The organism is Paraburkholderia rhizosphaerae, assembly GCF_004366595.1.
Lineage (GTDB): Bacteria > Pseudomonadota > Gammaproteobacteria > Burkholderiales > Burkholderiaceae > Paraburkholderia > Paraburkholderia rhizosphaerae.
On record NZ_SORE01000005.1, the window covers coordinates 253,571 to 271,506 of the forward strand.

17 protein-coding genes are annotated in these 17,936 nt (G+C 63.9%); 13 read left to right on the plus strand and 4 right to left on the minus strand.

Going from position 1 to position 17,936, the window contains the following annotated elements; all coding sequences use genetic code 11:
• The first annotated feature begins 159 nt into the window (after positions 1-159).
• Positions 160-477, plus strand: a complete 318-nt coding sequence (locus BX592_RS08810; protein WP_134191271.1) for a DUF1840 domain-containing protein — start codon at positions 160-162, stop codon at positions 475-477.
• A gap of 63 nt (positions 478-540) precedes the next feature.
• On the opposite strand, the gene BX592_RS08815 is transcribed toward BX592_RS08810, so the two are convergent.
• The 3 genes from BX592_RS08815 to BX592_RS08825 form a co-directional block, all read right to left on the minus strand.
• Positions 541-975, minus strand: a complete 435-nt coding sequence (locus BX592_RS08815) for a universal stress protein (RefSeq protein ID WP_134191272.1) — start codon at positions 973-975, stop codon at positions 541-543.
• Between the two features lie 151 nt (positions 976-1,126).
• Complete coding sequence (locus BX592_RS08820) at positions 1,127-2,032, minus strand: LysR family transcriptional regulator (protein ID WP_134191273.1); 906 nt, start codon at positions 2,030-2,032, stop codon at positions 1,127-1,129.
• 34 nt (positions 2,033-2,066) lie between these two features.
• On the minus strand, positions 2,067-3,509 hold the full coding sequence (locus tag BX592_RS08825) for a cytochrome P450 (protein ID WP_134191274.1): 1,443 nt from the start codon (positions 3,507-3,509) through the stop codon (positions 2,067-2,069).
• A 350-nt stretch (positions 3,510-3,859) separates the two neighbouring features.
• Between BX592_RS08825 and phaP the strand changes: the two genes are divergently transcribed.
• Entirely contained in the window at positions 3,860-4,279 is a 420-nt protein-coding gene (gene phaP, locus BX592_RS08830) for a phasin family protein (protein WP_134191275.1), read from the plus strand.
• 74 nt (positions 4,280-4,353) lie between these two features.
• On the opposite strand, the gene BX592_RS08835 is transcribed toward phaP, so the two are convergent.
• Positions 4,354-5,475: a zinc-binding metallopeptidase family protein gene (locus tag BX592_RS08835; RefSeq protein ID WP_134191276.1), complete on the minus strand. Its 1,122-nt coding sequence runs from the start codon at positions 5,473-5,475 to the stop codon at positions 4,354-4,356.
• Positions 5,476-5,798: 323 nt separating this feature from the next.
• Here BX592_RS08835 and BX592_RS08840 point away from each other — a divergent pair, with 323 nt between their 5' ends.
• From BX592_RS08840 to BX592_RS08890, 11 genes are all read left to right on the plus strand, one after another.
• Positions 5,799-8,423, plus strand: a complete 2,625-nt coding sequence (locus BX592_RS08840; RefSeq protein ID WP_134191277.1) for a circularly permuted type 2 ATP-grasp protein — start codon at positions 5,799-5,801, stop codon at positions 8,421-8,423.
• Positions 8,420-9,319, plus strand: coding sequence for a transglutaminase family protein (locus BX592_RS08845; RefSeq protein WP_134191278.1), 900 nt, complete (start codon positions 8,420-8,422; stop codon positions 9,317-9,319). The genes BX592_RS08840 and BX592_RS08845 overlap by 4 nt, the downstream gene beginning before the upstream one ends.
• Before the next feature lie 86 nt (positions 9,320-9,405).
• The gene (locus BX592_RS08850; RefSeq protein WP_134191279.1) at positions 9,406-9,828 is read left to right on the plus strand and encodes a MarR family winged helix-turn-helix transcriptional regulator; all 423 of its coding nucleotides are present in this window, start codon (positions 9,406-9,408) and stop codon (positions 9,826-9,828) included.
• 47 nt (positions 9,829-9,875) lie between these two features.
• The gene (locus BX592_RS08855; protein ID WP_134191280.1) at positions 9,876-10,331 is read left to right on the plus strand and encodes a MarR family winged helix-turn-helix transcriptional regulator; all 456 of its coding nucleotides are present in this window, start codon (positions 9,876-9,878) and stop codon (positions 10,329-10,331) included.
• Between the two features lie 60 nt (positions 10,332-10,391).
• The gene (locus BX592_RS08860; protein ID WP_208327872.1) at positions 10,392-11,486 is read left to right on the plus strand and encodes an HlyD family secretion protein; all 1,095 of its coding nucleotides are present in this window, start codon (positions 10,392-10,394) and stop codon (positions 11,484-11,486) included.
• Between the two features lie 47 nt (positions 11,487-11,533).
• Positions 11,534-13,117 carry a DHA2 family efflux MFS transporter permease subunit gene (locus BX592_RS08865; protein ID WP_134191281.1) on the plus strand — a complete coding sequence of 528 codons (1,584 nt, stop codon included), beginning with the start codon at positions 11,534-11,536 and terminating at the stop codon, positions 13,115-13,117.
• A gap of 10 nt (positions 13,118-13,127) precedes the next feature.
• Positions 13,128-14,645, plus strand: coding sequence for an efflux transporter outer membrane subunit (locus BX592_RS08870; protein ID WP_134191282.1), 1,518 nt, complete (start codon positions 13,128-13,130; stop codon positions 14,643-14,645).
• A gap of 109 nt (positions 14,646-14,754) precedes the next feature.
• On the plus strand, positions 14,755-15,939 hold the full coding sequence (locus tag BX592_RS08875; RefSeq protein WP_134191283.1) for a thiolase family protein: 1,185 nt from the start codon (positions 14,755-14,757) through the stop codon (positions 15,937-15,939).
• 193 nt (positions 15,940-16,132) lie between these two features.
• Positions 16,133-17,089: a 2-dehydropantoate 2-reductase gene (panE, locus tag BX592_RS08880; protein ID WP_134191284.1), complete on the plus strand. Its 957-nt coding sequence runs from the start codon at positions 16,133-16,135 to the stop codon at positions 17,087-17,089.
• Positions 17,090-17,146: 57 nt separating this feature from the next.
• Positions 17,147-17,446: a hypothetical protein gene (locus tag BX592_RS08885; RefSeq protein WP_134191285.1), complete on the plus strand. Its 300-nt coding sequence runs from the start codon at positions 17,147-17,149 to the stop codon at positions 17,444-17,446.
• Positions 17,447-17,513: 67 nt separating this feature from the next.
• Positions 17,514-17,936 (plus strand): hypothetical protein, encoded by a 423-nt coding sequence (locus BX592_RS08890; protein ID WP_134191286.1) that lies wholly within the window; start codon positions 17,514-17,516, stop codon positions 17,934-17,936.

Consider the following 17,936-nt stretch of genomic DNA (forward strand, 5'->3'; position numbering starts at 1 on the left):
ACCAGTCAAGCGTGCGCAAGGCTGAGGAAAGCATGCCCGGCTCGCTGAAACAGGTCATGGCATGACATAAAATGGAGTGGAGACACTTCGGATTGACATCCGGAAACACCAGGAGCCGCAACGCGTTGCGCAGGTGCGCGGCCCTAGGAAGGAGGCATTGTGATGATTACTTTTCAGTCCCGCGCCACACCTGATGTGGTGATGTTGAGGGATCTCGCACAATATCTGCTTGGGTTGGTCGGCAAGCGCCTCGATGCGCGCGGGGTCATTCTGCATGACGAATTGCCCGGCGCGATTCGCCGTCTCGAAGCGGCCATCTCCGACGACGATAAGGCGGAAGCGGCGCTGGAAGCGCTTCACTATGCGCGCGAGCGCAACGAGGACGCGGGTGGCGGGCTCGCGCAGCGAGCCTGGCCGTTTCTGGACATGATGCGTGAAGCACATCGGCACGACGCGGATATTATCTGGGGGCTGTAACGCCCGGCTGTGGTCACGCGTTTGTGCATGCGGGAACGCCGTAAACGCGCGATGGCCGTGTGTTTAGCGCGAAACTTCGAATAGCACGCCGCACGACACGCGATCGAGCAGCAGCGCGTGATTCTCTCCGGACAGCCAGCGCGCAAAGAACCCGTGCGGATGGTGTCCGATGACGATCAGATCCACGTTCAATTGCGCCGCGAGGCGCGAAATCTCGTCAACCGCGCTGCCGGCCGCATGATGGCCCATTGCATCGACTCCCCACGTGTGCAGGCGGGCGATGCCCTCGTCGAGCGTTTCGCGCGCGAATTCATCGTCGGCGTCGCTGCGGGCCGCGGTCATTACATCGTAACCGCTTGACCAATGTGTGGTATCGAGCACCGACAAAAGGTGAGTTTCGGCGTGCAACTGCTGCGCAAGCACCGCGCCCGCGCGCAACGCGAGCTGTCCTTCCGGTGTTGCGTCATAGCAAAGCAGGATACGGTTGAACGGAGTCATCTGCGTACTCCTTGTTCCCGTGTTTATGTGACTATCGGCACGGTTTCGATCAGCGCAATGCGCATGATTTGATTATATGTCACGTTGTGATGCATGTGGGCGTGCACATTGCGGCATGGCCTTTGCCGCATGGCGCAAACAGCGTTGTGCGTCAGCGCGGGTTCAATGCGGGGTCCGAGCGAAGCCGGTCGATCGCGAGGTCGAGAAACGCACGTACTTTCTGCGTCGCATGACGTCCTTCACGATGCACGACGTGGATCGGCAGCGGCGGCAACTCGTATTGCTCGAGTAGCAGTTGCAGCGTGCCGGCGCGCAGGTGGCTCGCGATCTGATACGACAGCGGCCGCACAATGCCGAATCCGGCCGCCGCCGCGGCAATCGCGGAATCGTTGGTGGTGCTGGTCATGCGCGGCTGCAAGCGCGGCGTGGCCGAGCGCCGCTCGACCGTGAAGCGCCACTCCGGTGAAGTCGATGCGGCGTTCGTCGAGATGATCGTGTGCGAGGTGAGATCGTCGGGCGTGAGCGGTGTGCCGCAGCGCGCGAGATATGCGGGCGACGCGCATATCACGCGCCGCACGGAGCCGACGCGAATTGCCTGCAGCGATGAATTCGGCAGTTCGCCGATGCGCACCGCGACGTCGATACCTTCGTCGACGAGGTTTACAACGCGATCGAGAAACCAGCAGTTCATATCGACATCAGGGTAGCGCGTCAGATACTCGACGACGACCGGCGTCACGTACGCGGCGCCGAACAGCACCGGCGCGGTGATCGTCATCACGCCGCGCGGCGCGGTGTGTTCGCCGGTAGCCGACTGCTCGGCTTCGTCGATTTCGCCGAGAATGCGCCGGCAATTCTCGAAGTACGACGTGCCGGTTTCCGTCAGACGGACGATGCGCGTCGTACGCGTCAGCAGGCGCACGCCGAGATGCTCTTCGAGTTCGGTGACGATGCGGCTGACCACCGACGGCGACACCTCGAGCTTGCGCGCGGCCGCCGAAAAGCCGCCTGTTTCGGCGACCGCGACGAACGCGGTCATTGCCTGTAGCCGGTCCATGCGCTGATTCGCTATGCGTTGTGATGTTTCGCCATTAACGACGAAGCGTCAGGGTCACAGGCATCTTGCTTGGCTTCATGATGAAGTCGTTGATTTCCTCGATCTCCGAAGGATCGACCGCGAGCTTCATCTCGAAGTTTGCGACGAGCATCGACAGCGCCGCGCGCATTTCGACGCCGGCCAGATGCCGTCCCGGACATACGCGCGGGCCGGCGCCGAATTGCAGGTACGCGCGCGGTTCGTGCGCTCCGCGCGCGGCGTCGCGCGCATGCAGCCAGCGGTCCGGGTCGAAGCGTTCGGGGTTCGCGAAGTGGCTTGGGTCGTGCATCGGCGGCCGGTTCAGGAAAAACATGAAGGTGCCGGCGGGCACGCGCACATCGCCCATTGTCACGTCTTCGACCGGTTCGAACGAACTCAGCGCGGCCACCGGTTTGAAGCGGCCGGTTTCGGTGCAGACGGCTTCGAACAGATCGAGCTCTTTCAGCTTTGCATACTCGGTACAGAGCGACGAATCGCCGAGCACCGAGCGCGCCTCGTTTGCAAGACGCGTCTGCAGAGGTTGATCGGTGGCAATAAACAGCGTCGACCATGCGAGCGAATTCGCGGTGGTGTCTTCACCGGCCAGCAGCATGGTCAGCACGTTGGCAACGATCTGGTCGTCGGTGATGCCCGAGTCCGGCGTGTCGCGCATCGCGAGCATCGCTTCGAGCAGATTGCGCGGCCCTTCCGACGGCTCGTCGCGCATGCGCGCGCGCGCACGCTCCATCATCTGGCGAACGTAGCGGTGAATCTCGACGAGCGCGCGGTCGAGGCGCCGGTCACCCGGCAGCTTCACGTAATGCCAGTACGGGAACGGCGCCTGGGTGCGCGACATCAGCGCCGGCATGATCTGTTTCAGATGTTCCTGAATGACGTTGTCGTCGCGCTCCAGCGTGCGCGGGTCTTCGCCGAACGCGAGCGCGCTCGTCACATCGACGGAGTAGCGCTTCATCTCTTCGACCATGTCGATCGTGCGCTGCTCTTGCGCTGCGCGTAGCCACCGTGCGCGCAGCCGTCCGGTGACATCGGCGAGCGTCGGGTAGACCGCGCGGATCTGCGGGATGGATAACGCCTGCATCACGAGCCGGCGCTGCGGTTCCCAAGCCGCGCCCTCCGCTGAGAAGAGACCGTTCGCGCCGAACTCGGCAAGAACCGATTCGATCGGCTTGAAGCGGCGATATCGCTGCGGGCGCTCGCGCGAGATGCTTTGTACATGATCGGTGTCGCCCAGCACGACGACCTGCTTGCCGAACATCCGGAATACATAGGGCGTGCCGAGCTCGCGGCCCCAGCGCTCGAGATTCAGGTGGAATGTCCGTAGTGAAACCTGATGCATATTGCCGATTAGCGGCAGGCCTTTCGGCGACGGCAGATCGCTCAACTGGCGCAGCCGTGTGCCGCTGGTTTTGTCGGTATCGCCGCTTGCGGTGGTGCTCATGGAGGGTCTCCGGTATGGCGCAGGGGGAGCGCACTGCGTTGGCGCATATCGGGCGGCGGGGGTGGCCGTTTGCCTTGAGCGCCTTTTTGCTCGGATCAATGCTTCGGCGCCATTGTATGCGGTTCGCGATTTTTTGCGTTGACCCGAAACGGCGTCTGGCGATGCGAAGTGCGCGTGGTCGGGCAGCTTGCGGATAGTGCGCCGCGTGCGTTGATGCCGGCGAAGCTGGCATATCGGGAACAGAACGTGCATGATCCGTTCACGTGCGGATCATGCGGCCATGGGGTGCCTGGGCGCTGGCCATCCGACCGTATGGATCTTTTCGACGCATCGTTACCGGAGAATCGAGCATGGACCCTAAAGACGCAGCCAATCCGTTTGCCGACTTCAACAAGATGCTGGAGCAATTCAGGTTACCCGGTTTCGATGTCCCGGCTGTGATGGAAGCGCGGCGCAAGGACGTCGAAGCCCTGGTCGCCGCCAATCAGACCGCGTTGCAGGGCATGCAGTCGTTGGCGCAGCAGCAGGCCGACATGCTGCGTTCGACGCTTGCCGAACTGCAGTCGCTCGCGTCGAAACACGCGGCGGCCGGCGGCATGCCGTCCGCCCAGACCGCCGAACTGGTTCAGCAAACGCTGCATAAGGCGCTGGCCGACATGCAGCAGCTCGCGCAGGCCGCTAACCAGTCGCAGGCCGATTCGTATGCGGTGATTGCGAAGCGCGTCGATGAAAACGTGCAGGAACTCAAGGCGCTGCTGCAGAGGAAGTAGTGAGCTGTGATGCAGGCGCGGGCGGAGCGGTCTCGCGCCGGCGTGCCCGCATGCCGGGCGGCTTGCGGGATCGCCTAGCCCGGCGCGGTCGATCCCGTGTCCGTTTCCGCATCGGTTTTCGCATGCGCTCCTGTGTTGCGCATCGCCGCTGCCGCGATCACCCGATGCACGAACTCGAGTTTGCCGACGACCGGTGGCGCTAGCGTAAACGGATAACCATCGGCCATCCCGAGGCTCCGGTTCAGGCTATTCAGCGCATAGGTCAGCGGAAACCAGCGCTGCATCAGGCTCTCGAAGCTCGCCTGCGCGACCGGCGTCAGGTCGGTCAACGCGGGCTCGCGCGGTTCGCGCGGCAGCAGCGCAAGACCGTACGATGCCGCCGTGTCCAGCACATCGACGATCAGCAGGTAGTGCGCCCAGGTCTCCGACCAGTCTTCCCATGCATGCATCGTCGCGTAGGCGCTGATAAACCGTTGCGACCAGTCCGCGGGCGCGCCGTTCCGGTAGTGCGCGTCGAGCGCAGCCTGGTAATCGGCGCGTTCGTCGCCGAAGCGTTCGCGAAACGGCGTGAGCCACCGCGTGCCCGCAATCAGCCGGTCGAAATAGTAGTGGCCGGACTCGTGACGGAAGTGCCCGAGCAGCGTCCGGTAAGGCTCGCCCATCGCGGCGCGCATGCGTTCGCGTTCGGCGTCGTCGGCTTCGGCGACGTTGAGCGTGATGCGCCCGTTCATGTGCCCTGTGATGATTCGTTCGCCGTTGCCGGGGTCTTCGAGAAACTCGAATTCGAGCCCTCGCTGCGGGGTGTCCGCGCGCGCTTCGAAATCGAGGCCGAGGTCGGCGAGCGTGTACAGTAGCCGCCGTTTCGCAATTTCGAGCCGGTACCAGTAATAGCGGTTTTCGGGTGTGCTCAGGTTCGGGATTGTGCGCGTCAGCCGGCATGAGCGGCATAGCGGCGACGAGTCGTCGGCGGGCAGCATCCAGTTGCAGACGTTTTCGACCGCGTAGTTGTGGCATGGCCGGTACAGCTCTCCGCGCGCATCCGGATGCAGGCTGCGCCACAGGCCGTTTTCCGCTGCGTCGAATGAAACGAGCGCACGTAGCTCCGGAACGTACCCCAGCCGGGCGTCGCAACGTTCGCATTGCACGTTTTCGAAGAACACACGCTGGTCACAACGATTGCAGTGGAAGGGTCTCATCGCGCTCGCCGGTGAACGGTGAATGCGCAGCGGTGCGAATACGCGTGCGCGTCGCCTGGAGAATAAGGCTCACGTCGAAGCGCCGCAAGGTTCATACCGCGTCACGCGCTGCGTCGTCATGGTGCGGCGCCGGTGGCGAAGCGCGGCAAGCCGCGGGCAGCGGCATCGGGCGTGCGATCAGTGGTTGCCAGTATCATGTCGCTAATCCTGCCGAACGCGGCAACCAGGCGTTCCCGATAACGTATACGACGCGGAAAGCGGGAGCGGGCGACGCGCGCTTTCCGCTGTCAGGCGATCCGAAGAACAGGCAACCCGACACGATCTTGGCCTTTCAATCGACTTTTCCGTTCGAAGCCGCTGCCAGCCGGGCCGATGCGCTCGCGCTGCTGCGCGCGCTGCCGGTGCGCGAAGGCCACTGGGACGAATTGCGCGACGCATCCGGCGCGCTGCGCGAACCATGGCGGCGCTTCTTCGAGTGGCTGGGCGATGAAGGCGTCGCGGGGCTCGACGCGCACACCGCGTCGATCGACCAGCAGATCCGCGACAACGACATCAGCTACAACGTGTACGCCGACAAGGGCGAGCCGCGTCCCTGGGCGCTCGATCTGCTGCCGTTCCTGATCGATGAAAGCGACTGGGCGCTGATCGAGCGCGGCGTGGTGCAGCGCGCCCGGCTGCTCAACGCGCTGGTCGCGGATGTCTACGGTCCGCAAACGCTTCTGTTGCACGGCCAGTTGCCGCCGGCGCTGGTGCACGGCCATCCGGGCTATCTGCGTGCGGTGAAAGGCTTTACGCCGCCTGGCGGACAGTTTTTACAGGTGGTCGGCGTTGACCTCGCGCGTGGGCCCGGCGGCAACTGGACGGTGATGTCGCATCGCACCGAAGCGCCATCCGGCCTCGGTTATGCGCTCGAAAACCGGCTGATCGTATCGAGCCTGTTTGGCAACGCCTTTCGCGAGATGCACGTGTGCCGCCTTGCACCGTCGTATTCGCAACTGATCAGCACGCTCGCCCAGCTTGCACGCGCAACGATCCGCGACGACGCGCCGGATGGCGGCGCGCAGCAGCAGCTCGCGCGCATCTCGCTGCTGTCGCCGGGGCCGTTCAGCGAGACCTATTTCGAGCACGTGTTTCTCGCACGTTATCTCGGCGTGACGCTCGTCGAAGGCAAGGACCTGACGGTGCGTGGCGACATGCTTTATCTGAAGACGCTGGCCGGCCTCGAACGCGTGCACGTGCTGCTGCGCCGGCTCGACGATGCATTCTGCGATCCGGTCGAACTGCGCGCCGATTCGACGATCGGCGTGCCTGGTCTGTTGCAGGTGATGCGCGCCGGCAATGTGATTGTGTCGAACGTACCCGGCTCGGGCTTTGTCGAGTCGCCGGCATTGCATGGCTTTCTGCCCGGCATCGCCGCCGCGCTGCTCGATGAAACGCTGCTATTGCCGGACGTGCCGACCTGGTGGTGCGGCGAGCGGGCCGCTCGCGAGCACGCGTTCACGCAACTCGAAGAAGCGTTCCTTGTGCCGACCTGGCCTGCGCTCGCCGCTCGCGCATCGGACGGGGTGCCCGGTATGGCGAGCGGCACGCAACGGCTTGCCGCGTGGTGCGGCCGCATCGACGACGCGCCCGACGCATTTACCATCCAGCAACCGTTGCCGTACTCATGCACGCCCCGCTACGAGAGCGGCGCTTTAGGCAATCGGCCGTCGGTGCTGCGCGTGTATGCGATCGCCGATCTGAACGGCGGCTGGCATGTGCTGCCTGGCGGTTTCACACGACTCGCCGCGCACGGCCAGACGAGTGTGTCGATGCAGTTCGGCGGCAGCAGCGCCGACACGTGGGTGTTGTCGAGCCAGCCCAGCTCGACCTTCACGCTATTGCCGTCGCCGTTGCAGCCGGCCGATCTTGCGCGCAAGCATCGGACCGTGTCGAGCCGCGACGCGGAAAACCTGTTCTGGGCAGGCCGTTACGGCGAGCGCGCGGAAAACAACGTGCGCTTGCTGCGGCTGATTCTCGGCTCGCTGGAAAGCAACGATGCCGGCACGATGTTTCCGACGCTCGTCGAGCTCGCGGTGCAATTCGGTCTCGTGCAGCAGGGGGACATGCTGGCAAACCCGTCGCCGCAGTCGTTCGAGCGCACGCTCGTCGCGAATCTGCATGAAAGCGCGGGCGCGGCGAGCATCGGACAAAACCTCGCGAGCATGGCTCGTTCGAGCGGCGAAATTCGCGGGCGTTTATCGAACGACCATTGGCGCACGATTCTCGCCGCGCGCAACGACTTCCGCGATGTTCTGTCGACGCTGACGCCGGCCGTTGCGTCGCCGGCCGGCGACACGCGCGGCCGGACGCGCGACACACGCGTGACCTTGACGGATGCGCTCGAGCATCTCGCGATGCAATTGTCCGCGATCAGCGGCGCGCAGGGCGACCGGATGACGCGCGACGAAGCGTGGCGGCTGCAATTCGCCGGCCGCCATATCGAGCGCGTATGGGCGATGGCGACCATCCTTCGGGTCGTCGCGAGCCACCGGCAACTGGCGACGCCGGCCGGCTTCGATCTGCTTTTGCAGCTGTTCGACAGCACGCTGACCTACCGTTCGCTGTATCCTGGGCGCTTCGAAATCGCGGCGCTGATCGATCTGCTGGTGGTCGAACCGACCAATCCACGCGGCCTGTATGGCGTGTACAAGCGGCTATGCGCGAAGCTCGACGATATTTCGCTCGCGGCCGGCGGCACGCGGCATCGTCCGTTCAACGATCTGCTGCCGCCCGCTGCGTCGCTGCCGCCGCTCGACCGGTTATGCGCGACCGATGCGAGCGGCGCGTATGCGGAGCTGATCGATATCTGCGATCGGGCCGCCGGCTGGGTCAGTGTCGCCGCGAATCACATCAGCGCGCGGTATTTCAGCCATGCGAATACGCTGGCCGCGCAGGTATCGCCATGAACAGCGCGCGGGCGCAGCGCTCGCTCTTGTCGGTGTCGCACCGCACCACATACCACTATTCGACGCTGGTCGAAACCGCGCAGCATCTCGCGACCATCCGGCCGCTTGCGTGCGCGTGGCAGCGGATCGTCGCGCATGACGAGCGTATCGAGCCGGCGCCGTCATATTGGCACAGTCGCATCGACGCGTTCGGCAATGACGTGCTGTACTTTGCGCTCGATACGCCACACGAACGACTCCAGCTCGTCAGCGAAACGACCGTGCAATTGACGCCGCGCTGGACGAACCTCGATCCGCACGCGACGCCCGCATGGGAAACCGTTGCCGGCGCGCTGCGCTTTCGGGCAGGCGCCGGGTACGCGCCGCAGGCCGAATTCTGCTTCGCATCGCCAAATATCGCGTTGCGGCCGGCGTTGCGCGCCTATGCATTGCCGAGTTTCGCGCCCGGTACCCCGATTGCGGCCGGTGCGATCGATCTGATGCATCGGATTCACGCCGATTTCGCTTACAAAGCGTCAGCCACGATGTTCGATACACCGGCCGAGCGCGCATTCGAGCTGAAAAGCGGCGTATGCCAGGACTTCGCGCAGGTGATGATCGGTTGCCTTCGCTCGCTCGGCTTGCCGGCGCGCTATGTCAGCGGTTACCTGCGCAACGACCCGCCGCCGGGGCAACCGCGGCTGATCGGCGCGGATGCGTCGCATGCGTGGGTGTCGGTGCATTGCCCGGATAGCGGCTGGATCGACCTTGACCCGACCAATGACGTGCTGGCGGACACGAGCCACGTCACGCTTGCGATTGGACGCGATTACAGCGACGTGTCGCTGCTGCGCGGTATGATTCTCGGCGGCGGCACGCACCGTATGGAAGTGGCAGTCAACGTGCTGGCGCTGTAATTGCTCCGGCGTCGGGCGCACGGGCCAGGCATTTTCATGCAACAAACCGGTTGACTGTGTGTGTACGCACATATACACTGCCTGACATGAACAAGCCCTTGTCCCATGACGACTGCAATTGCTTCGCGCTGCGCCAGGCGGCGCGCTATGTCACGCAGATGTACGAACGCCATCTGAGCCGGGTCGGCCTGACGGCGGCGCAGTACACGATCATGGCGAAACTTTCGCGCAAGCCGCAACTGGCCATGGTCGATCTCGCCGATTCGATGGTGATGGAGCGCACCACGCTGGTCCGTGCGTTGAAGCCGTTGCAGCGCGATGGGCTGGTGGTCAGCGAGCCGTCCGAGCACGATGGGCGCACGTATCTGTTCAGCTTGTCCGATGCGGGCAAGCACCTTTTCGAGCAGGCCGTTGCCGCATGGCGCGACGCGCAGGACGAGTTCGAAGCGAAGTTCGGCAAGACCCGCGCAAAGGCGCTGCGCAGCGAACTGTTCAATCTGACTGCCTGATTTCCCCAATTGTTGAAACAAGTATCTGAAACCGCGATGGTATTGTTGTGCATATACACACAAAGAGCGAATCGATAGTCACGCAGAGTCCTCCGGACGACGATTGTTTTGCGATCCGGCAAGCGGCGCGCTACGTATCGCAGCTTTACGATCGTCACCTCGGCAAGGCTGGCCTGAAAATCTCGCAGTATTCGATCCTGCACCGGGTGCAGCGCAAACCGGGCATCACGATGAAGGAACTGGCCGAGGCGATGGTGATGGAGCGCACCACGCTGGTTCGAGCGATCCAGCCGCTGCAGCGCGACGGTCTGGTGCAAAGCGACGTTTCGGAAGTCGATCGTCGCGCGCTGAAGATGAGTTTGACGCCAGCCGGGCGGGCCCGGCTGGAAGCCGCGTCGACCCACTGGTACGCGGCGCAGGACGAATTCGAGAAGCACTTTGGCGCGCAGCGTGCTGCGTTGCTGAGGCAGGAACTGTTCGAATTGACGAAGAAACCGGTGTAACGAGGATCGCGCCAAACGGCGTATTTTTTTAAACATTAGAGTGCATACGCACATAAACCTATGAGCTCAACTCCATCGACCATTGCGCCGCCGAACGTAGCCGGAGCCGCGAAGCAGACGCGCCGCATCCCATGGATGTGGCTGGCGATTCTTTCCGTCGTCGTCGTGCTGGTCGGCGCCGGGTCGTACTGGTACGTGGTCGGCCGGTTTATCGAAACGACCGATGACGCGTACGTCGGCGGCGACGTCACCGTGATGGCGCCGCGCGTCAGCGGCTTCGTCACTGACGTGCTGGTGAAGGACAACCAGTTTGTGCATGCGAACCAGGTGCTGATCCGCATCGATTCGCGCGACTACGACGCCCGGCTCGCGCAGGCGAACGCGGAGGTGCAGAGCGCGCAGGCCGCGGTCACCGAGCTCGTGGCGAAGCGCTCGCTGCAACTCGCGGTGATCAACGAACAGAGCGCCGGCGTGCATGCATCGGGTGCGGAGCTCACGCGCAGCGCCGCCGACCAGTATCGCTATCGCGAACTGGTGAAAGACGAAGCGGTATCGAACCAGGTGGTCGAACGTGCCGATGCCGATCTGCAGAAGGCGCGCGCCGCGGTCGATCGCAGCAATGCGGCGCTGCTCGCCGCGCAGCGGCAGCTGGCCGTGCTCGATGCGCAGATCGGCGATGCGCAGGCCCGCGTGGCCACCGCGAAAGCTGCGCAGCGAGTCGCGGAACTGAACGTCGAATACACGACGATCCGCTCGCCGGTCGACGGCTATATCGGCAACCGCACCGCGCGGGTCGGCATGCTGGCGAACGTTGGCGCATCGCTGCTGACGGTGGTGCCGCAGCACGGCCTGTGGGTCGATGCGAACTTCAAGGAAGACCAGCTTAGGCATATGCATGCGGGCGACAAGGTCGATGTGCAACTCGATGCGTCGAGTGAGCCGCTGACCGGTGTCGTGCAAAGCCTTGCCCCGGCGACTGGCGCCACATTCAGCATCCTGCCCGCGGAAAACGCGACCGGCAACTTCACGAAGATCGTGCAGCGCGTGCCGGTGCGCGTGGTGCTCGATGTGCCGAAAGACGGGCTTCACGTGCTGCGTCCGGGGTTGTCGGCGACCGTGAAAGTGCATCTGGAAAAACAGCGCTCAGGCGCGTGATTGAACCGCCGTTCACCCGCCGCCGCTTAGTCCGGAGACTGCTCATCATGAACCACGCTGCCCAGGCGCCGATCGACCCGATGAACCTGCCGACGCGCGAGAAAGTCTTCGCGTTCACGCTGATGTGCGTCGGCTTCTTTATGGCGACGCTCGATATCCAGATCGTCGCTTCGTCGCTGAGAGACATCGGCGGCGGACTTTCCGCGAGCCAGGACGAGTTGTCCTGGGTGCAAACCGCGTATCTGATCGCCGAAATTCTGGTGATTCCGATGTCCGGCTGGCTCACGCGCGTGTTTTCGACGCGCTGGCTCTTTACCGCATCCGCGTTCGGTTTCACGGTAACCAGCATGCTGTGCGGCCTCGCGTGGGACATCAACTCGATGATCCTGTTTCGCGCGCTGCAAGGCGCACTCGGCGCGGCGATGATCCCGACCGTGTTTACCACGGCATTCATGATGTTTCCGGGCAGCCAGCGCCTCATCGCGTCGACGACGATCGGCACGCTCGCAACCATCGCACCGACGATCGGCCCTGTGATCGGCGGCTGGATTACCGATCAATGGTCGTGGCACTGGCTGTTCTATCTGAACCTCGTGCCCGGCGTGCTGGTCACGGTGCTGGTGCCCAGGTTCGTTCACGTCGACCGCGCCGATGTTTCGCTGCTTAAGCGTGGCGATTACTTCGGCATTCTGCTGATGTGCGGTTTCCTCGGCTGCCTCGAATACGTGCTCGAGGAAGGCCCGCGCAAGAACTGGTTCGGCGACGATGTGATTCTGATCTGTGCGTGGATTGCCGGTATTTCTGGCTTTCTGTTTCTCGTGCACTCGTTCACTGCGAAGGAGCCGATTGTCGATCTGAAGGCGCTTGCGTTGCGCAATTTCGGCATTGGCAGCCTGCTGTCGTTCGTGACGGGCATTGGCATCTTCTGCATGGTGTATCTGACGCCGGTGTTTCTCGCGCGCGTGCGCGGCTTCGATTCGCTGCAGATTGGCGTCGCGCTGCTGTCGGTCGGCGTCTTCCAGCTGATCGGGCTGGTGATGTATTCGACGGCCGCGCGCTTTATCAATCTGCGTGTGCTGCTCGTGTTCGGGCTGATTCTGTTCGGTATCGGCTGTTATCTGTATGTGCCGATCACGCACGACTGGGGCTGGCGCGAACTGCTGATTCCGCAGGCGCTGCGCGGGTTCGGCCAGCAGTTCTGCATTGCGCCGATTGTTACGATGGCGCTCGGCTCGCTGCCGCCGTCGCGGCTTAAATCGGCCAGCGGCCTGTTCAACCTGATGCGTAATCTGGGCGGCGCGATTGGCATCGCGGTGGTCAGCACGATGATGAACGACCGGCTGAACCTGCACTATGAACGGCTCGATGAACACGTCACCGCCGGTCGCCCGGTCGTCGAATCGTTCCTGCGCGACCAGGCCGCGCGGCTGGCAGCCGCGGGTGGCGATGTGGTCAACGGTGTGCAGGGCAGCGTCGCGGGCCTGCATCAACTGCTGATGCGCGAAGCGCTGACGCTGACCTTCTCCGATACGTTTCTTGCGGTGGCGCTGTGCTTCGGCGTCGCGCTGTTCGCGATGCTGTTTTCGAAGCCATTCAGCGTGAACGGCGCCCCGCCTCCCGATGCTCATTGAAGGAACCGACATGAAACCGCTGCTTCTGAAAGCGCTTGCTGCCGCAGCCGTGTTGACGCTCGCCGCGTGCGCGGTTCAACCGGCGAGCCACAACGATTTGCCGGAGACCGTGAAGACCGTTGCGCCGAGCGCATGGAGTGTCGACACGCCGCGCGATACGGTTGATGCGAACACCTGGTGGTCGCAGTTCGGCGATCCCGTCATGCACGACCTGGTGCTGTCGGTGCTGAACGACAATCTCGACGTGAAAGCCGCCGTTGAACGCGTGAAGCAGGCTCAGGACGACGTGAAAGTGAAGCACTCGGCGTTGCTACCGGAACTCGATGCGACCGCAACCGCCGCGCATACGCGGCAGATCCTGCCGCCGCCGCTCGGTTACGTCGATGCGGCGGGCGTGGGCCTTTCGGCAAACTGGCAACCGGACGTGTTCGGCGGCGAACGGCTCGCGGTGCTGGCCGCGCAGGCGCAGGTGTCGGGACGCGAGTCTGCGCTGAACGAATTGCGGCTTGCGCTGGCGGCCAATACGGCGGCGGCCTATATCAATCTGCGCTGGGCGCAATCGGAACTGCAGATCCTTAACGATAACGAGCAGATTCGCAGCCGCGCGCTCAAGCTGACCCAGGACCGGCTGCGCTATGGGCTGTCGACGCAACTGGACGTTGCCCGCGCGCAGAACCAGTTGCAGGACCTGCAAGCGCGTATTCCACGCGTGCAGTCGGAAATACAGCATCAATTGAGCCTGATCGCGGTATTTTCGGGTCGCACGCCGGAAAGCGTCAGCAGTCTCCTGCTGACCGACGCGCGCGCGATTCCGGTGCCGTCGCAGGGTGCGCCGGTGACACTGCCGTCCGAGGCGCTGCTGCGTCGTCCGGACGTGCGCACCGCGTACGCCAAAGTCGAACAGCGTGCTGCGGAGGTCGGTGTAGCACGCTCCGAGCGTTATCCGAAGTTTCAGCTTAATCTGACTGACGGGTTGCTCGCCGCATCGTGGGTCGGCACACCGACCCTTACAGATAACCTGTTTAGTGCCGCATTGAGCGCCACGAGTCCGATCTTCAACGCGGGGCGGATCACCGCGAATATCGATGCGAGCGAGAGCCGGATGCGCGAATCGCAACTGGCGCTCGACCAGACGATGCTGAACGCGCTGAAAGAGATCGAGGATACGCGCAGCGACCTGGTCAGCGGCGCAACGCAGGTGGAACGGCTGGGCGGCGCGCTCAGTTCATCGGACAAGGCGTTGAAGCTGTCGACGCAGTTATACAAGGGCGGCGCGTCCAGCTTTCTCGATGTGCTCGATGCGCAGCAGGCGTATCTGCTCAATGCCGAATCGCTGAATGAAGCGAAACGCACGCACGCGCAGTCGGCGGTGGCGCTGTACCGGTCGCTGGGTGGAGGGTGGGATGCATCGGCTGCGGATGCGGTAGCGGCGAACGCGAGCGAACCCGCCGGCGCGATGCCGGCAGCGACCGACGCGCGCGGCTCGCGGGACACGCGGAACGCGGCATCGGCGTTGGCAGTGAATTGACAGACAGGCGGCGACGAAGCCGAACCCGTTTCGACATTGCCGCTGCATCAACCCAGGTGCCTCGCGCGGCGAGGCTTCGAAGTGCAGTACGTCCTAGTGAGGAATAGCGATGACTACTCGAGAAATCGTGATCGGCAATCCGGTTAGAACCGCCATCGGCGCATTCGGCGGCACACTGAAAGACGTGCCCGCGACCGAGCTTGGCGCGATTGCGGTGCGTGAGGCGGTGCGCCGCAGCGGGTTCGACGCGGGCAAGCTCAGTTCGGTCGTGATGGGCAATGTCGTGCAGGCCGGCAACAAGATGAACCCGGCGCGTCAGGCGGCGATCGGCGCCGGCGTGCCGGTGTCGGTGCCGTCGCAGACGGTGAATCGCGTGTGCGGTTCGGGTGCGCAGGCGGTCGTGTCGGCCGCGCAGGAAATCTGGCTCGGCTTCGGCGAGGCGGCGGTCGCGGGCGGCATGGAAAATATGGACCGCGCGCCGTTTCTGCTCGACAAAGGCCGTTGGGGCTACCGGATGGGCAATGCGCAGATTTATGACAGCGCGTTGCATGATGGTCTGGTCGACGCGTTTTCGAATGAGCATTCCGGGTGGCATACCGAAGACCTCGTGACGAAGCTCGCGATCACGCGCGAAGCGCAGGATCGTTGGGCCGCGCGTTCGCATCAGCGTCTGGCAGCCGCGCAAAAGCGCGGCGCGTTCGAAGCGGAACTCGTGCCGGTCGAGGTGCAGGGCCGCAAGGAAACGATCCGCTTTATCCAGGACGAACAGTTGCGCCCGGATACGACCGCCGAAACGCTCGCGAAGCTGCGCCCCGCGTTTCGCCGCGACGGTACGATTACCGCCGGCAATGCGCCGGGTCTGAATTCCGGCGCGGCGGCGATGCTGGTTGCGTCGCGCGCTTATGCGGAAGCGAACGGCATCGAGCCGTATGCGCGGCTCGTCGCGTATGGCGTGGCCGCGGTCGAGCCGGGCATGTTCGGTCTGGGCCCGGTGCCGGCGGTACGCATCGCGGTTGAACGCGCGGGCTGGACACTCGCCGACGTCGAGCGCTTCGAGATCAACGAGGCGTTTGCCGCAGTGCCGCTTGCGGTGATCCAGCAGCTGGGCCTCGCTGAAGACGTCGTGAATGTCGAAGGCGGCGCGGTCGCGCATGGCCATCCGATCGGCGCGACCGGGGCGATTCTGACCACGCGTCTGATCCATTCGATGCGGCGCGATGGACTCAAGCGCGGCATCGTCACGCTGTGCATCGGTGGCGGCCAGGGCATCGCGCTCGCGCTCGAAATCCTCTGATCCGTGCGGCGTGCGCGTGATCGTGCACGCTGCCGGTAAGCAGGAAGCATGCAGCCTGCGGCTCATGCCGCGGGCCGCGCGCGTTTGGCTCATCCGGTTGGTTGGGCCGGGTTGGCACGCCCGGCTTGAACTGCGACACCTGGGTCGTCGCGCGTACACTTCACGTGGGCAGTCTTCAAGCGAAGGAATGACGATGCGAATTCTCGTGGTGGGCGCAGGCGCGCTCGGTGGATACTTCGGCGGGCGCCTGATCCAGGCGGGCCGCGATGTGACGTTTCTCGTGCGCGCCGGGCGCGCGGAGGAACTGAAGCGCTCGGGCCTGGTGATCAAAAGCCAGCACGGCGACGCGACGCTGCGCGACGTGCCGACGGTGGTCGCGAATGATCTGCGCGCGCCCTATGACCTGGTTCTGCTGAGCTGCAAGGCGTACAACCTTGACGATGCGATCCAGTCGTTCGCGCCCGCGGTCGGCCCGCAGACGATGATTCTGCCGGTGCTGAACGGCATGCGTCATATCGATGTGCTGACAGCGAAATTTGGCGCGGCAAACGTGCTGGGCGGGATCGGGCTGATTTCCGCGACGCTCAACCGCAACCGTGAAATCGAGCATCTGAACGACTCGCATGCGATTACCTACGGCGAGCTTGCTGGCGGGATATCGGCGCGCGTGCAGGAAATCGGGCGCACGTTCGAGGGCGCCGGCTTCGATTCGAAGGCCGCTGACCCTATCGTCCAGCAAATGTGGGACAAGTGGATATTTCTGGCGACGCTTGCCGCGAGCACATGCGTGAGCCGTGCGTCGATCGGCGATATTTTGCGGACGCCGGACGGCAAGCGGCTGATCGAAGGCCTGTTCGACGAGTGCCGGGCCGTCGCACAGCACAATGGCTTTCCGATGAGCGACGGCGCGCAAACGCGTGCCCGCGCGATGCTGTTCAACGAAGCGTCGCAGTTGAGCGCGTCGATGCTGCGCGACATCGAAAACCGCTCGAAGATCGAAGCCGACCATATTCTCGGCGACATGATCGAACGCGGCGCGCAGGCGCGGCAGCCCGACGCGCAGCAAGCGGGCTTGCCGCTGTCGCTGCTGCGCGTCGCGTACACGCATATGAAAGCGTATGAAGTGCGCGAAGGGCTGCAAGCCGCATGACGTAAGCATCAAGTAGAATCGAGCGCACGATAAGAAGCCTTGTGACAGGAGGTGAATATGCTGAGTCCCCAAGGGTCGGTCATTGCGCTCAGTTCTGCTTCGGCAACGGTGTTCTCGCTCGGCATCGTGTTCCTCGGCTACTGGGGGATCACCGAACCGAGCGGCTGGACCGGCATCGACCGGTTCATCGCCGGCATCGCGTTGCTCGGGTTTGCGTTCCTCGGGCTGGTGCCGTGGATGGCCACTTCCCCCGTCGAACCCGATGCGAGCGACGCGAAAATACGCGTCGCGCGCCGGATGTTCGTTGCGGGAGTCGGGTTTATCTGGCTGGCGATCGTCGTGGCCGTGGTCATCTAGGCACGTGTGCCGTGCGCACGCGTCACGTTTCACCGGGCTTATACGCTGCTTTCGCCCCCGCAATACGATGACAGATACATTGCGAACCGCCATCGTCTACACCGCGTATCTGATCGATCCGCACGCCTATCCAACCGGCAGCGCGCTGCCGCGCCTGATTTTCGGCAGCGCGGCCGCGCAGTGCGTGCTCGCCGTGTTGATGCTCGTGCGGCGCGTTCGGCGCAGTGCGTGGTTCGGCATGCTGGCGCTTGTTAACGTGCTGGCCGTGCCGGCCGGTTTGTGGTTTGCCGGCACGCGCGACGCAAGCATCCTGACGACTGTGCCGTTATGGCTGTTCTGCGTGCTGCAACTCGCGGTCGTGGTCCATTGGCTTGCGACGCGGCGTACCCGGATGCTGGCGAACCTCGCGTTGTTTATCCTGCTTGCGGCGCCGTGCGCGGGTCTGCTGATTGCCGCGCATCTTGTCGATCCCTCTCACCGGACCTACTGA

Coding starts and splice junctions, on each gene's coding strand:
- BX592_RS08845 (WP_134191278.1), top strand. CDS start 8,420: ATGAACAGCGCGCGGGCGCAGCGCTCGCTCTTGTCGGTGTCGCACCGC.
- BX592_RS08850 (WP_134191279.1), top strand. CDS start 9,406: ATGAACAAGCCCTTGTCCCATGACGACTGCAATTGCTTCGCGCTGCGC.
- panE (WP_134191284.1), top strand. CDS start 16,133: ATGCGAATTCTCGTGGTGGGCGCAGGCGCGCTCGGTGGATACTTCGGC.
- BX592_RS08860 (WP_208327872.1), top strand. CDS start 10,392: ATGAGCTCAACTCCATCGACCATTGCGCCGCCGAACGTAGCCGGAGCC.
- BX592_RS08820 (WP_134191273.1), bottom strand. CDS start 2,032: ATGGACCGGCTACAGGCAATGACCGCGTTCGTCGCGGTCGCCGAAACA.
- BX592_RS08825 (WP_134191274.1), bottom strand. CDS start 3,509: ATGAGCACCACCGCAAGCGGCGATACCGACAAAACCAGCGGCACACGG.
- phaP (WP_134191275.1), top strand. CDS start 3,860: ATGGACCCTAAAGACGCAGCCAATCCGTTTGCCGACTTCAACAAGATG.
- BX592_RS08835 (WP_134191276.1), bottom strand. CDS start 5,475: ATGAGACCCTTCCACTGCAATCGTTGTGACCAGCGTGTGTTCTTCGAA.
- BX592_RS08875 (WP_134191283.1), top strand. CDS start 14,755: ATGACTACTCGAGAAATCGTGATCGGCAATCCGGTTAGAACCGCCATC.
- BX592_RS08890 (WP_134191286.1), top strand. CDS start 17,514: ATGACAGATACATTGCGAACCGCCATCGTCTACACCGCGTATCTGATC.
- BX592_RS08865 (WP_134191281.1), top strand. CDS start 11,534: ATGAACCACGCTGCCCAGGCGCCGATCGACCCGATGAACCTGCCGACG.
- BX592_RS08870 (WP_134191282.1), top strand. CDS start 13,128: ATGAAACCGCTGCTTCTGAAAGCGCTTGCTGCCGCAGCCGTGTTGACG.
- BX592_RS08885 (WP_134191285.1), top strand. CDS start 17,147: ATGCTGAGTCCCCAAGGGTCGGTCATTGCGCTCAGTTCTGCTTCGGCA.
- BX592_RS08815 (WP_134191272.1), bottom strand. CDS start 975: ATGACTCCGTTCAACCGTATCCTGCTTTGCTATGACGCAACACCGGAA.